Source organism: Microbacterium resistens NBRC 103078 (assembly GCF_001552355.1).
GTDB lineage: Bacteria > Actinomycetota > Actinomycetes > Actinomycetales > Microbacteriaceae > Microbacterium > Microbacterium resistens.
In genome coordinates, this window is sequence record NZ_BCRA01000042.1 from 1 (window position 1) to 14,156 (window position 14,156).

The 14,156-nt window shown below is 72.0% G+C and carries 10 protein-coding genes; 5 read left to right on the plus strand and 5 right to left on the minus strand.

Going from position 1 to position 14,156, the window contains the following annotated elements; genetic code table 11:
• Positions 1-198 precede the first annotated feature (198 nt).
• Entirely contained in the window at positions 199-3,795 is a 3,597-nt protein-coding gene (gene mfd, locus MR1_RS08680) for a transcription-repair coupling factor (protein WP_169797670.1), read from the plus strand.
• Between the two features lie 102 nt (positions 3,796-3,897).
• Here mfd and MR1_RS08685 read toward each other — a convergent pair whose 3' ends face one another.
• The 3 genes from MR1_RS08685 to MR1_RS08695 form a co-directional block, all read right to left on the minus strand.
• A complete protein-coding gene (locus tag MR1_RS08685; RefSeq protein WP_067245102.1) occupies positions 3,898-4,773 on the minus strand; it encodes an SDR family oxidoreductase in 876 nt (291 codons plus the stop codon).
• 166 nt (positions 4,774-4,939) lie between these two features.
• The gene (locus MR1_RS08690) at positions 4,940-5,629 is read right to left on the minus strand and encodes a type 1 glutamine amidotransferase domain-containing protein (protein WP_067245104.1); all 690 of its coding nucleotides are present in this window, start codon (positions 5,627-5,629) and stop codon (positions 4,940-4,942) included.
• Positions 5,626-6,219 (minus strand): TetR/AcrR family transcriptional regulator, encoded by a 594-nt coding sequence (locus tag MR1_RS08695; RefSeq protein WP_067245106.1) that lies wholly within the window; start codon positions 6,217-6,219, stop codon positions 5,626-5,628. Before MR1_RS08695 ends, MR1_RS08690 begins: the two co-directional genes overlap by 4 nt.
• A gap of 103 nt (positions 6,220-6,322) precedes the next feature.
• Here MR1_RS08695 and MR1_RS08700 point away from each other — a divergent pair, with 103 nt between their 5' ends.
• The gene (locus tag MR1_RS08700; protein ID WP_067245108.1) at positions 6,323-7,264 is read left to right on the plus strand and encodes an NAD-dependent epimerase/dehydratase family protein; all 942 of its coding nucleotides are present in this window, start codon (positions 6,323-6,325) and stop codon (positions 7,262-7,264) included.
• Between the two features lie 101 nt (positions 7,265-7,365).
• Positions 7,366-7,962 (plus strand): gamma carbonic anhydrase family protein, encoded by a 597-nt coding sequence (locus MR1_RS08705; RefSeq protein ID WP_067245111.1) that lies wholly within the window; start codon positions 7,366-7,368, stop codon positions 7,960-7,962.
• A 212-nt stretch (positions 7,963-8,174) separates the two neighbouring features.
• On the opposite strand, the gene gdhA is transcribed toward MR1_RS08705, so the two are convergent.
• Together gdhA and MR1_RS08715 are read right to left on the minus strand one after the other, a co-directional pair.
• On the minus strand, positions 8,175-9,500 hold the full coding sequence (gene gdhA, locus MR1_RS08710; protein ID WP_174522523.1) for an NADP-specific glutamate dehydrogenase: 1,326 nt from the start codon (positions 9,498-9,500) through the stop codon (positions 8,175-8,177).
• Between the two features lie 164 nt (positions 9,501-9,664).
• Positions 9,665-12,268 (minus strand): phosphoenolpyruvate carboxylase, encoded by a 2,604-nt coding sequence (locus MR1_RS08715; protein ID WP_231821590.1) that lies wholly within the window; start codon positions 12,266-12,268, stop codon positions 9,665-9,667.
• Positions 12,269-12,465: 197 nt separating this feature from the next.
• Here MR1_RS08715 and MR1_RS08720 point away from each other — a divergent pair, with 197 nt between their 5' ends.
• Complete coding sequence (locus tag MR1_RS08720) at positions 12,466-13,638, plus strand: Na+/H+ antiporter NhaA (protein ID WP_067245117.1); 1,173 nt, start codon at positions 12,466-12,468, stop codon at positions 13,636-13,638.
• On the plus strand, positions 13,635-14,156 hold a 522-nt coding region (locus MR1_RS08725; protein ID WP_067245120.1), incomplete at its 3' end, for a MazG family protein. The genes MR1_RS08720 and MR1_RS08725, both read left to right, overlap by 4 nt.

The window sequence follows — 14,156 nt, forward strand, 5'->3', positions numbered from 1 at the left end:
TGGCCCGGTGCAGGCGGGGCGAGCGGAGCAGGCTGCGCCGACGGACCGGCCGGGGCTGCTGGTGCGGTGGGTGACGGCGGAGGAGGCACGGACGACGGCTGCTGGGGATCGCTCACGCCCCCATCCTAGGAGGCCGCCGGAATCCGGATGACCCGACGAGGACGCGGCGGTGTCGGCGCCGGACCGTAGACTCTTTCGGTGACTGTACAGGGGATCATCCGTGCCTTGGACCAGGAGGGTTCGCCGTTCCGCGACGCCCTGACATGGGCGCAGACCGACGCCGATCTGCTGGCCGTCGGCGGGATCGACGCCCCGACGATCGCCGGGCTGCTGGAGCGGCGCGCGGCCGCCGGGCGCCCGGCCGCACTGCTGGTGGTCGTGCCCACCGGGCGCCGTGCCGACTCGCTGGCCGCGGCGCTGGCGTCGTACATCCCCGACGGTGAGATCCTGTCGTTCCCGGCGTGGGAGACGCTGCCGCACGAACGTCTGAGCCCGAGCCCGGACACGGTCGGCCGCCGGCTGGACGTCCTGCGACGGATGCGCCGCTTCGCGGGCGCGCGCCCGCTCGTCGTGGTCGCCTCCGTCCGGGCCGCGCTCCAGCCCGTCGCCGCGGGACTCGGCGACGTCGAGCCGCTCGTGCTCCGTGTCGGCGGACGTGGCTTCGACCTCGACGCGATCGCCGCGGACCTCGTGGAGCGGGCGTACTCGCGGGTGGACATGGTGTCCCGCCGCGGGGAGTTCGCCGTCCGAGGCGGCATCCTCGACGTGTTCCCGCCCACGGCGGAGCACCCCGCCCGCGTCGAGTTCTTCGGCGACGAGGTCGACCAGATCCGGCTCTTCTCCGTCGCGGACCAGCGCTCCCTCCCCGGGGACGTCGGGGAGGTCGAGCTGGCGGCCAGCCGCGAGCTGCTGCTGACGCCCGAGGTTCGGGCCAGGGCGGGGGAGCTCGTGGAGGCGTACCCCGGCATCGCGCAGATGCTGCAGCGGATGAGCGAGGGCATCCCCGTGGAGGGGATGGAGTCGCTGCTGCCGGTCGTCGCCGGCCCCGTCGTCCCCCTGTCCGACTATCTGCCCGAGGGCGCCGCCGTCGCGCTCGTCGATCCGGAGCGGGCCGGTGCGCGCGCGGCGAGCCTCGGCGAGACCAACCGCGAGTTCCTGGAGGCGGCGTGGAGCGCGGCCACCGCGGGGGCCACCGCGCCGATCGACCTCCAGCAGGGCGACTTCCTCTCCGTCGCGGAGCTGCGCGAGGCCGTGCACGAGCACGGCGGCGTCTGGTGGCGGCTGAGCGCCTTCGACCCCGGCTCCGAGGACGCCGCCTTCGACCAGGGGGCGGACGGCCAGGCGGCGGCACCGATCCCGTCCTTCCACGGCAACGTCGACGGCGCGGTGGAATTCGTCGCCGCGCGCGTGGCCGAGGGGTGGCGGGTCGTGCTGGTCGCGTCCGGCGCCGGTCTCGTCGACCGTGCACGGGACGTGCTCGCCGACCGGGGGGTGGCGGCCCGGGTGGTGGCGGAGCTCCCCGACGTCCCGGACGCCGGGGTGGCCACGCTCGTCGTCGGCAGCGTCGAGGCCGGTTTCCAGGTGCCGGCGGCCGGTCTCGCCGTCCTGACGGAGAACGAGTTCTACGGCCGCACGATCGGCGGCGACCAGCGCGTGGTGAAGAAGCTCGCCTCGCGGCGCAAGAACGTCGTGGATCCGATGCAGCTCAAAGCCGGCGACTTCGTCGTGCACCAGACGCACGGCATCGCGCGGTTCGTCGAGATGACCCAGCGCGAGGTCTCCTCCGGCGGGCGCAACGCCACCAAGACCACGCGCGACTACCTGGTCCTGGAGTACGCGCCGTCCAAGCGCGGTTACCCGGGGGACAAGCTGTACGTCCCCACGGACCAGCTGGATCTGTTGTCCAAGTACGTCGGAGGCGAGGCGCCGACGCTGTCGAAGATGGGCGGCAGCGACTGGGCGGCGGCCAAGGGCAAGGCGCGCAAGGCCGTGCGCGACATCGCCGTCGAGCTGGTGAAGCTGTACTCGGCGAGGATGGCCGCGAAGGGGCACGCGTTCGGCCCCGACACCCCGTGGCAGCGGGAGCTGGAGGAGGCCTTCCCGTTCGCCGAGACCCCGGATCAGCTCCAGACGATCGACGAGATCAAGGCGGACATGGAGCGGCCGATCCCGATGGACCGGCTGCTGTCCGGCGACGTCGGCTTCGGCAAGACCGAGGTCGCCGTCCGAGCCGCGTTCAAGGCCATCCAGGACGGCAAGCAGGTCGCCATGCTGGTGCCGACGACGCTCCTCGTCAAGCAGCACCTGGAGACGTTCACCGAGCGGTTCGCGGGATTCCCGGTGAAGGTGCGCCCGCTCTCGCGCTTCCAGACCGACAAGGAGGCGCGACAGGTCGTCGACGGCCTGCTCGACGGCACGATCGACATGGTGATCGGCACGCACCGGATCCTCACCGAGAAGGTGCGGTTCAAGGACCTCGGGCTGATGATCATCGACGAGGAGCAGCGGTTCGGCGTCGAGCACAAGGACGCGCTGAAGAAGCTCAAGACGAACGTCGACATCCTGGCGATGAGCGCGACGCCGATCCCGCGGACGCTGGAGATGGCGGTGACCGGCATCCGGGAGATGTCGACGCTGGCGACCCCGCCCGAGGACCGCCACCCCATCCTCTCCTTCGTGGGGGCCAAGAGCGACAAGCAGGTCGCCGCGGCGATTCGTCGGGAGATCCTCCGCGAGGGGCAGGTCTTCTACGTCCACAACCGGGTGCAGTCGATCCAGCGCGTGGCCTCCGAGATCGCCGAGCTCGTCCCCGAGGCACGGATCGCCGTCGCGCACGGCCAGATGGGCGAGCATCAGCTGGAGCAGGTGGTGGACGACTTCTGGGAGCGGAAGTTCGACGTGCTGGTGTCGACGACGATCATCGAGACCGGACTGGACATCTCGAACGCGAACACGATCATCATCGACCGGGCGGATCGCTACGGGCTGTCGCAGCTCCACCAGCTCCGGGGACGGGTCGGGCGCGGGCGCGAGCGCGCCTACGCCTACTTCCTCTACGACGACGCCAAGCCGCTGTCGGAGACGGCGGCCGACCGGCTGCAGACCATCGCCGTCAACAACGACCTCGGCTCCGGCATGCAGGTGGCGCTCAAGGACCTGGAGCTACGCGGCGCGGGGAACCTTCTGGGCGCCGAGCAGGCCGGCCACATCGCCGGCGTCGGATTCGACCTGTATCTGCGGATGATCGGCGAGGCCGTGGCGACGTTCCGCGGCGAGGAGACGGAGACCGGGGCGGAGCTGCGCCTGGAACTGCCGGTCGACGCGCGCATCCCGGACTTCTACATCGACAGCGAGCGACTGCGGCTCGAGGCGTACCAGAAGCTGTCCTCCGCGGCGACGGCCACGGCTCCGGACGACGCGATCGATCTCGTGGTCGAGGAGCTCACGGACCGGTACGGTGCGCCGCCGGAGGAGGTGGAGGGCCTCGTCGCGGTCGCGCGCCTGCGCCGCCGCGCCGCGAAGGCCGGGCTCACCGACGTCGTCGCCATGGGGTCGAACCTGCGGATCGCGCCCGCGCGCTTCGAGGACTCGATCAAGGTCCGTCTGCAGCGGCTCTATCCGAAGGCGAAGCTCGTCGGCGGGGGAGAGGCCCTGGTCGTGCCGATGCCCACGGTCCCCGCCGCCGTCGGCGTGGGGCTGGAGGCGCCGCCCGCGGGCGAGCTGCTGGAGTGGGTGGGTCAGCTCTTCACGGCGCTGTTCCCCGCCTCCGTCCCCGACCTGCCGGCCGAGGGCTGACCCGCCGCTTCCTCGGACGGAGATCCGCGCCCCCTGCGGAGAGAATCCGGGGAGTCGTCCGCGGGGGACGCGGATCCGCGACGGAGGGTCCGGCGCCACGGGTCAGCGCAGGCCGAATCCTCCATCGCTGGTGAGGACCTGCCCGGTGATCCACGCCCCCGCATCCGTGCACAGCCACCCGATGAGGCGCGCGGGATCCTCGGGGCGTCCCAGGCGCCCGAACGGGGTCTGCGCGAGCCATTCCTCGATGCCGGCGAGGTCGCGATCGGTGGTGTCCGCATCCAGGTAGCCGGTGTTCACGGGGCCGGGGTTCACGGTGTTGAGCAGGATCCCGACGTCGAGGAGCTCGGCGGCGACGGTCCTGGTGGCGCCGGCGAGGGCTGCCTTGCTCGTGGCGTACGCCACCTCGCCGCGCATCGGTCCGTCGAGCTGCCCGGAGGTCATCCAGATCACGTGGCCGGTCGGCGACACGAACGGGCCCACGTCCACGACCCGGTCTCCGGGTCGGGCGGAGCCGCGGGCGCCCCCGAGCTCGTCGCGTCGGCGACGCGCGAGACCGGCGGTGAGCAGCAGGGTGGCGCGCGCGTTGGTCTCCCAGTGCGCGTCGAGGGACGCGGCGGTGAGGTCGAACACGCTGCCGTCGGATCCGCTGAGCGCCTGGTTGCAGACGAGGATGTCCAGGCGCCCGGTGAGCGCGGTGGCGGCATCGAGCAGCGGCTCGATCGCGGCGGGGTCGCGCAGGTCCGCGGCGATGTCGGTCATCGACGCGCCCGGTGTCAGCGCCTCGGCGAGGCCGGAGCGGACGGCGTCGAGGTCGTCGGCGCCCCAGGGCTGGTCGACGTCGTGCGCGCGGTGGTGATGGATGACGACGTCGGCGCCCAGTCGGGCGAGCGTCGTCGCGACGGCGAAGCCGATCCCGCGTCGGCGGGAGACGCCGGTGACGAGTGCGGTGCGGCCGGAGAGGGGGTGGTGAGACATGGGAATCCTTCGTTCGAGAGCCGGGCGCGCGAAACGCGCGCCGGACGGCGGGTCGGGGACGGGATTCACCGGCATTGCATGCCGTCACCCTAGCAGCGCACGGGCGCGGACGTGCAGGAGGCCGCCCGCCCCCCGGAGCCTGGACCGAGCGCACGTGACGACGGCGTCAGCGGAGCGCGAGCACGACCTTCTCGGCCGTCGCCTTCGCAGATCTCGGATTCTGCCCGGTGACGAGGGAGCCGTCGACGACGGTGTGCGAGACGAACGGCAGGCGCGCCTTCTCGTAGCGGGCACCGCGCCTCACCATCTCCTCCTCGGCGTTGTACGGCACGAGCTTGCCGACGCCGGCGAGGACCTCCTCCCGCCACGCGAACCCGGTAAGCCTCTTGCCCTCGACCAGCAGGGACCCGTCCGACAGGCGGACGTTCAACAGACCGCAGTATCCGTGGCAGACGGACGAGACGACGCCACCGCGTTCCCAGACCTCGCGCGTGATCCGCTGCAGTCCGGCGCTGTCGGGGAAGTCGTACATGACCGCGTGTCCGCCGGTGAAGAAGATCGCGTCGACGTCGGCCGGGTCGATCTCGTCCGGACCCGCGGTCCGCTCCAGCAGCGCCCTCTTCCCGGCGTCCGCGCGCCACGCCCTCGCGGCGCGCCCCTCGTTCGGAAAGCCCAGGGAACGCGGCTCCAGCGGGACCGCTCCGCCCTGGGGACTGACGATCCTCTGCTCGTACCCGTGCGTGGAGAAGACATCCCACGCGTGGACGAGCTCGGAGAGCCAGAGGCCGGTCGGATGCCCGGAGGCGTCGTCGTAGCGTCCCACATTGGTGACGACATGGAGGATGCGTCTGGTCATGACGGTCCCTTTCCCAGGCCGAAGAGCGCGCTGACCGCGTCCCGCACCCTCGTCTCGACGTCGGCAGGGTCGGCGGGACGGAGCTTCCCGTCCAGGTGGAGGAATGCCAGGCCGTGCGCGGTGCTCCAGAGCGCCGTCGGGAGGCCGGGGGAGGAGGGGGAGGGGAACAGGCGCTCGAGCTGGTCCCCGAGCGTGTCGTGCAGAGCATCCGACGCCCGGACCCGGGCGTCGTCCGCCGGATCGCATTCCCGTCCGAACATGAGTCGGAAGACCGCGGGGTGCCGGAGCGCGAAGCCCACGTACGCGAGCGCCATCGCGGTCATGACCTGCGCGGGCGTCGACGTGCCGGGGAGGGTGCCGAGCGCGGTCTCGAGGTCACGGCGCAGTGTCTGGAAGCCGTCCACGGCGATCGCCGACTCCAGCGCCTCACGGTCGGCGAAGTGTCGATAGGGTGCCGCGGGCGAGACTCCCGCTCTGCGTGCCACCGCCCGCAGTGAGAAGCGCTCGCCTTCCTCGAGGCTTTCGACGGCCGCCGTCAGCAGCGCAGTGCGAAGGTCGCCGTGATGGTAGGTCTTCGTCGATGTTGACACTGCTCACTTCCTTCCCTAACCTAATGTAAACATTGTAAACATCAAAGATCGGGTTGGTCCACCAGCCGGACCCGGCGCTGCGATTCACGACGAAGGGTGCAGAATGCAGACGATCCTCGGGGCGAACGGTCAGATCGCGGTCGAACTGGCACGCGAGCTGCGTCGCGCCCATACCTCGGACGTCCGTCTCGTCAGTCGCAATCCGCGCGCGGTGAACGACCAGGACGTCCTCGTCCGGGCGGATCTGCGCGACGCCGCGCAGACGACGGAGGCCGTGGCCGGCAGCGAGATCGTCTATTTCACGGCGGGTCTGCCCGCGAACACCGAGCAGTGGGAGCGGGAGTTCCCGACCATGCTGAGGAACGCGCTCCATGCCTCCCGAGCCGCCGGGGCGGCCTTCGCCTACTTCGACAACACCTATATGTACCCGCAGGACTCCCGCGTCCAGACGGAGGACACGGGGTTCGCCCCCGTGGGGCGCAAGGGGACGGTCCGGGCCGCGATGGCGTCGATGGTGATCGAGGAGATGGCCCGGGGAGAGATCCCCGTCCTCATCGGACGCGCACCCGAGTTCTACGGACCGGGTCGGACCCAGAGCTTCACGAACGCGTTCGTCTTCCGCCGCCTGGAGAGGGGGAAACGACCGATCGTCCCGGTGCGGTCCGATCGCCTCCGCACGCTCATCTGGACCCCGGACGCGAGTCGCGCGCTGGCGCTGCTGGGCAACACCCCCGACGCCTACGGCCGGACCTGGCACCTTCCCGTCGACCCCGCGCGGCTCACCTACCGCGAGTTCACGAGGCTCGCGAGCGACGCGTTCGGGCGGCGCGGCGGGGCCCTGACGATCCCCGAATGGGCGTTGCGCGCGGCGGGGGCGTTCTCGCCGGAGGCGCGGGAGATCCGCGAGCTGCTTCCGCGCTACCGTTCCGACAACCGGTTCGACTCGGGCCGGTTCGTGGCCCGGTTCCCGACGTTCGAGATCACTCCCTATCGCCGGGGGATCGAGATGATCCGCGACGAAGCCGTGGCGAGAGCCGAGAACTGAGGCGAGCGACGGCGACGGGGCCGAGCCGCGAGGATGAGGGAATCCCGGAAGGCGATTCCGTGGGGCCGTCCCCTCGGAGGGCGCGGAGTACGCTGACGGTCATGATCTACGAGCACCTCGGGGCTCGCCCCCGGATCCACGACACCGCCGTCGTCGCTCCCACCGCCGTCGTGTCCGGCGACGTGGAGATCGGGCCGCACTGCCAGGTGCTCCACGGAGCGGTGATCACGGCGGAGGGCGGACCGATCCGGCTCGGGGAGCACGTCATCGTCATGGAGAACGCGCTGATCCGCGCGACCGCGGCGGACGCCGTGCACGTGGGCGATCACTCCCTGCTGGGCACGCTCTCCAGCGTCGCGGGGGCGGACATCGGGGAGGAGGTGTTCCTCGCCTCCGGAGCCCGCGTGTTCAACGGCGCCCGGATCGGCCGCCGCAGCGAGGTGCGCGTGAACGCGATCGTGCATCGGCGCAGCGTCCTCCCCGAGGGCACCGTCGTGCCGATCGGCTGGGTGGCGGTGGGCGACCCCGCGCGCCTGCTCTCGCCCGACCGCCACGAGGAGATCGCGGAGGCGCAGCCGGAGCTGGACTTCCCGGGCTATGTCTTCGGCGTGGACAGGGACACGCCCGATCTGATGGTCCAGCTCACGGAGCGCTACGCGAGCTCCCTGGCCCGGCACGCCGACGACCACGCGCTCTGACCCCTCCCACGTGCTCTGACCCCTCCCACGTGCTCTGCCCCCTCCCACGTGCTCTGACCCCTCCCACGTGCTCTGACCCCTGCGGCCCCCGGGCCCGGCCCGCCTGTCTTCTCGTCGAGACCCCCTCTGCACGCCGAAACCCCCTCGCATCCGCGCGTCCCTGAGGGGGTTTCGGCGGCGAGAGGGGGTCTCGAGGAGAGGAACGGATCGGGTCAGATGACGCCCTGGGCGATCATCGCGTTCGCGACGCGCTCGAATCCGGCGATGTTCGCGCCGGCCACGTAGTCGCCGGGCACGCCGTAACGCTCGGCGGCACGGAACGAGGCCGTGTGGATGTCGGCCATGATGCCGCGGAGCTTGCGCTCGCTGTCCGCGAAGCTCCACCGCTGGCGCGCCGCGTTCTGGCTCATCTCGAGGGCAGACGTGGCGACGCCGCCCGCGTTCGCGGCCTTGCCCGGAGCGAACAGCACGCCCGCCTTCTGGAACAGGTCGACGGCCTCGGGGACGCACGGCATGTTGGCGCCTTCGGAGACCGCACGGACGCCGCCCGCGATCAGCGCCTCGGCGTCCGCTGCGCTCACCTCGTTCTGCGTCGCGGACGGCACGGCGATGTCGACCGGGACCTCCCACACGCTGCCGCCCTCGACGAAGCGCGCGCTCGGGCGCCGGTTCGCGTACTCGACGATGCGAGCGCGCTCGACCTCCTTGAGCTGGCGGAGCAGGCCCAGGTCGATGCCCGCGTCGTCGACGACGTACCCAGAGGAGTCCGAGGCGGTGACGGCCTTGGCACCGAGCTGGGTGGCCTTCTCGATCGCGTAGAGGGCGACGTTGCCGGAGCCGGACACGCCGACCCGCTTGCCCTCGAGCGACTCGTTGTGCACCGCGAGCATCTCCTGTGCGAAGAACACGGCGCCGTACCCGGTCGCCTCCGTGCGCACCTCGGCGCCGCCCCAGCCCGTCCCCTTGCCGGTGAACATCCCGGACTCGTGACGGTTGGTGATCTTCCGGTACTGCCCGAACAGGAACCCGATCTCCCGGGCGCCCACACCGATGTCTCCCGCGGGGACGTCGGTGTGCTCGCCGAGGTGACGGTACAGCTCGTTCATGAACGACTGGCAGAAGCGCATGACCTCGGCGTCCGAGCGGCCGTGCGGATCGAAGTCCGACCCGCCCTTGCCGCCGCCGATGCCCTGGCCGGTCAGCGCGTTCTTGAAGATCTGCTCGAAGCCGAGGAACTTGATGATCGAGAGGTTCACGGAGGGGTGGAAGCGCAGGCCCCCCTTGTACGGGCCGAGCACCGAGGAGAACTGGATACGGTAGCCGCGGTTCACCTGCAGGCGCCCCGCGTCGTCGATCCACGGCACCCGGAACATGATCTGTCGCTCGGGCTCGACGAGACGCTCGAGCACGCCCGCGTCGAGGTAGCCGGGGTTGCGCTCGAGCACGGGGGCGATCGAGTGCAGCACCTCGTGCACCGCCTGGTGGAACTCCGGCTCGTGCGGGCTCCGGGCCAGAACGGTGTCGAACACCGGCTGCACGGAGTCCGCGAGCGGATGGAAATCGGTGGTGGGGGAAAGAGTGTCGGTCACGCGAAGGGGACTTTCTGGACGACGAGTCTGGAGGCGCGTTCGTGTCGCGCGGAAGGAGGCCGGATGGGGCGAGTTTTCACCCTACCGCGCTCCGTACGGTCGGTCGCACGGGGTCAGCCGGTGTTCTGCAGGCCGGCGGCGACCCCGCTGACGGACAGCAGGAGGAGTCGCTTGAGCTCCGGATCGTCCGCCGGGCCGGCGTCGTCGCGGAGGCCACGGAGGGCGCGCAGTTGCAGGAGCGAGAGCGCATCGACGTACGGGCTGCGCATCTTCACGGCCCGCTGCAGCACCGGCTTGTTCTCCAGCAGCTCGTGGCCGCCGGTGAGCCGGATCACCCACTCCCGGGTCAGCGCGAGCTCCTCCAGCACCATGGCGGCGAGCTCCGGCCGGTCGCCGAGCTCGAGGTAGCGGCGGGCGATCCGTTCATCGGTCTTCGCCAGGCTCATGGCGACGTTGTCGATCATCGTGCCCAGCAGCGGCCACTCCCGATAGGCCGTGCGCAGGAGCTCTTCGTCGCCGACCGCCTCCAGCGCGGTGCCGAGGCCGAACCAGCCGGCGAGGTTGATCCGCGCCTGGGTCCAGGCGAACACCCACGGGATCGCACGGAGGTCCTCCAGCGACTCCACCGAGAGCCCGCGGCGCGCGGGGCGGGACCCCAGGGCGAGCAGGCCGATCTCCTCCAGCGGCGTGACGGTGGCGAACCACGGGGCGAAGCCCTCGGCGCGCACCAGCGCGAAGAACCGCTCGCGCGAGGCGGCGTCCATGGTGGCCGCGACCTCGGCGAACCGGTCGGCGGCCTCGCGCGTGCGCTCCTCCACCGTCGGCGAGGAGGCCAGCAGGGTCGCCGCGGCGACCTGGTCGATGTGGCGCATCGCGATGGCCGGCTCGCCGTAGCGCGCGAAGATGACCTCACCCTGTTCGGTGAGCTTGAAGCGTCCCTCGACGGAGTGCGGCGGCTGGGCGAGGATCGCGGAGTTCGCCGGTCCGCCGCCGCGCCCCAGCGCGCCTCCGCGGCCATGGAACAGGGTGAGCTCGTACCCGGCCTCCTTCGCCCAGTCCCCGATCCGCGCCTGCGCCTCGTACAGCGCCAGGTTGGCGGCGACGGGCCCGACGTCCTTGGAGGAGTCCGAGTATCCGAGCATGACCTCCAGGCGGCGTCCGGTCTGCGCCAGACGCGCCGCGAACTCGGGGCGTTCGACGACCTCGGCGAGGATCCCCGGGGCGGCCTGGAGATCGGCGAACGTCTCGAACAGCGGGACGACGTCGAGGACCGGGCCGTCGCCGTCCGGGAAGGCGTGCGCCGCCAGCCGGTGGACGTTCACGAGGTCCTGGGCGGACTGCGTGAACGAGACGACGTAGCGTCCCGCGGCGCGCAGGCCGTGTCGGCGCTGGATGTCGGCGACCGCGCGGAAGACCTCCAGCACCTCCTCGGTGCGGGCGCTGATCGCGTCGCCGGCCTCGAGCTCGGCGAGGGCCTGCGCGTGCACCTGCGAGTGCTGGCGGACCTCCAGCTCGGTGAGGTGGAAGCCGTAGGTCTCGACCTGCCAGATGAGGTGCTGGACCCCGCCGAACGCATGGCGGTCGGCGCCCGCGGCGTGCAGGGACTCCTGCACGGCCCGCAGGTCCGCGAGCAGCTCCTCGGGTCCGGAGTACGCGCGCTCGTCCGCGGCCCCGCCCTGCAGACGGCGGGTGGCGGCGACGCGGCGCGACATGAGCAGGAGGACCCGCCGGTGCGGCTCGGAGGGGGAGCGCTTGGCGATCTCGGCGGCGGCCTCGGCGTCCGCGGCGCTCAGCCGCTCCCACAGACCCACGACCGCGACGCTCGGCGGCGTGCCCTCGGCGTCGAGCGTCAGGGTCCGGCCGATGCGCGCGATCGCCTGCTCGAGCCCGCGGAGCACGTGCTCGGACGCGATCTCGGCGGCCTCCCGGGTCACGGCGGCGGTCACGAACGGGTTGCCGTCGCGGTCCCCGCCGACCCAGGAGCCGATGCGCACGAAGGCGGGGGCGAGCGGGGCGGAGCTGCCGGAGTCCTCCCCGCGCAGCTCGTCGTCGATGCGGCGGTAGACGTGCGGCACGGTCGTGAAGAGGGTCTCGTCGAAGACGCTCATCACCGTGCGGACCTCGTCCGTCGGCGTGGGCTTCTCGGCGCGCAGCGGCGCCGTCCGCCACAGCGTGTCGATCTCCTCGAGCATTCGGCGTCGGGCGCGGCGCTCCTCGGCGCCGCCGGGGCTCGCCGCGTCGTGCTCCACGAGCAGCCGGGCCAGGCGCCGGATGCTGGACGACACCGCGCGCCGCCGCGCCTCGGTGGGATGCGCGGTGAACACCGGGTGGAATCGCAGCGCCGTGAGCCGCGCTCGGGCCTCGTCCTCCCCGACCTCGTCGCGGAGGCGGGCGAACGCCGTGGCCACCGTGTCGGCCGCCGCCTCGCGACCGGGCTGGCCCGCTCGCTCGCGGAGCACCCGCACGCGCTGGTGCTCCTCGGCGAGGTTCACGAGATGGAAGTAGGCGGTGAAGGCGCGAGCGACCTCGTCGGCGCGCGCGACGCTGAAGCTCTCGGCGATCGCCGTGGCGCGCTCGAACGCGTCGGAGCTCTCCTCGGCGTACGCCTGGATCGTCGCCAGCCGCAGCCGCTCCACGTCCTCGAACAGGGAGTCCCCGCCCTGTTCGCGCAGGACCTGGCCGAGCAGGGCTCCGAGCATCCGCACGTCGGCGCGCATCGGTTCCGGAATGCCGTCGGAGGCCTCGAAACGGCTGATGACGCGGATGGCCTCGGTGTGGGTGGGTTCGGGGGTCACGGTTCCGAGCGTAGCCCGCTCCGTGGGCGTGTCCTCCCCGTCGTTACGTCGCGGGATCGTCGACGATGCGGATCGCCCGTCCCCGCGTGGCGGCGGGCGCGGGCCATACGATGAAGGGGATGCGAATCTCGGCGAATCCCCTCCGCGGCCAGCAGTTCCCCGCCGTCCTCCTGCTCGTGGCAGCGGGCATCGGGCTGCTGCTGGCGAACCTCCCGACGCACGACGCGATCGCCGGGGTCCTCGACGCGCACATCGCGATCCCGGGCACGGCCCTGGACCTGTCCGTCGCCCATTGGATCTCGGACGGGCTGCTGGCGGTGTTCTTCCTCGTCGTCGCGATCGAGCTGCGGCACGAGCTCACCCACGGGGAGCTGAACAGTCCGCACAAGGCCGTGCAGCCCGCGATCGCCGCGGCGGGCGGGGTCCTGGTCCCCATCGCGGTGTACCTCCTGATCGCGGGGGGCGCGGAGACCTCGGCGGGCTGGCCGATCCCGACGGCGACCGACATCGCCTTCGCGCTCGGGGTCCTGGCGATGTTCGGCCGGGGCCTGCCGCCGGCCATGCGGGTGTTCCTGCTCGCGCTGGCGATCCTCGACGACATCATCGGCATCGTCTTCATCGCCGTGCTCTTCGCCCACGACGTGGACCTGCTCCTGCTCGGGCTGGCCCTCGTCGGCGTCGTGGTCTTCTGGCTCCTGAGCCGGTGGCTGCACGCCTCGGGCCACGCCGGGATCGCGGTGACCATGGGCGTCGTCGGCGTGGTCACCTGGGGGCTCGTGGCGTCGTCGGGCATCCACGCGACCATCGCCGGCGTGCTGCTGGGGCTCGTCATGGCGCCGGTCCCGGCCGAGCGGGTGCGTCACGGGCTGGAGCCGACGGTGAACGGACTGATCCTGCCGCTGTTCGCCTTCGTGGCCGCCTTCGTGGTGATCCCCACCGTCTCCGGCGGCGGACTGTCCCCGGCGTTCTGGGGGATCCTCCTCGCGCTGCCGGTCGGCAAGATCGTCGGGATCACGGTGTTCGGCTGGATCTCGATGCGGATCGGCCCGCGCGGGACCGCCCCGTCCCTGCGGCTGCCCGACCTCATCGCGGCCGGAGCGCTCGGAGGGATCGGCTTCACCGTCTCCCTGCTGCTGGCCAACCTCGCCTTCGCGAGCGACCCGGCGGTGCGGGACCAGGCGATCCTCGGCGTCCTCGCCGGGTCCGTGATCGCCCTGCTGCTGTCCGCGGTGCTGGTGTCGCTCAGGGCACGACACTTCCGGCGCTCGCCGGTCGGTACGGAGTCCGCATGAGCGAGGTACGCGGCGTCGCCGGCGGCGGATCCGCGGCCGATCCGCTGCGGACGGCCGCGGAGGTGATGCGCCGCGTCCGCGAGGACTGCCCGTGGTCGCAGCGGATCACCCATCGGGACCTCGTGCCGTACCTCGTGGAGGAGTCCCACGAGCTGATCGACGCCGTCGAGACCGGCGACCGGGCGGAGCTGCGCGAGGAACTGGGCGACCTGCTGTGGCAGGTGCTGTTCCACTCCGCCGTCGCGGCGCAGGACCCGGAGGACCCGTTCGACATCGACGACGTCGCCCGCACGGTCTCCGAGAAGATGGTGCGCCGCCACCCGCACGTGTTCGCCGACGCCGTCGCCACGACCCCGGAAGAGGTCCTCGTGCACTGGAACGCCGCCAAGGCGGCGGAGAAGCGGGAGCGACGCAGCGTCCTGGACGGGGTGCCGCGCGCCATGCCGGCGCTCGCCCGCGCGCAGAAGATCCTCGGCCGCGCGGAGGCGGTGCGCCGGTCGCCGGCCGAGCCGGGCACC

Bases quoted from the DNA above. Each gene is read 5' to 3' on its own strand.
- MR1_RS08685 (WP_067245102.1), bottom strand. From the start codon at position 4,773: ATGTCTCACCACCCCCTCTCCGGCCGCACCGCACTCGTCACCGGCGTC.
- MR1_RS08690 (WP_067245104.1), bottom strand. From the start codon at position 5,629: ATGACCAGACGCATCCTCCATGTCGTCACCAATGTGGGACGCTACGAC.
- MR1_RS08700 (WP_067245108.1), top strand. From the start codon at position 6,323: ATGCAGACGATCCTCGGGGCGAACGGTCAGATCGCGGTCGAACTGGCA.
- MR1_RS08705 (WP_067245111.1), top strand. From the start codon at position 7,366: ATGATCTACGAGCACCTCGGGGCTCGCCCCCGGATCCACGACACCGCC.
- MR1_RS08715 (WP_231821590.1), bottom strand. From the start codon at position 12,268: ATGCGCGCCGACGTGCGGATGCTCGGAGCCCTGCTCGGCCAGGTCCTG.
- MR1_RS08720 (WP_067245117.1), top strand. From the start codon at position 12,466: ATGCGAATCTCGGCGAATCCCCTCCGCGGCCAGCAGTTCCCCGCCGTC.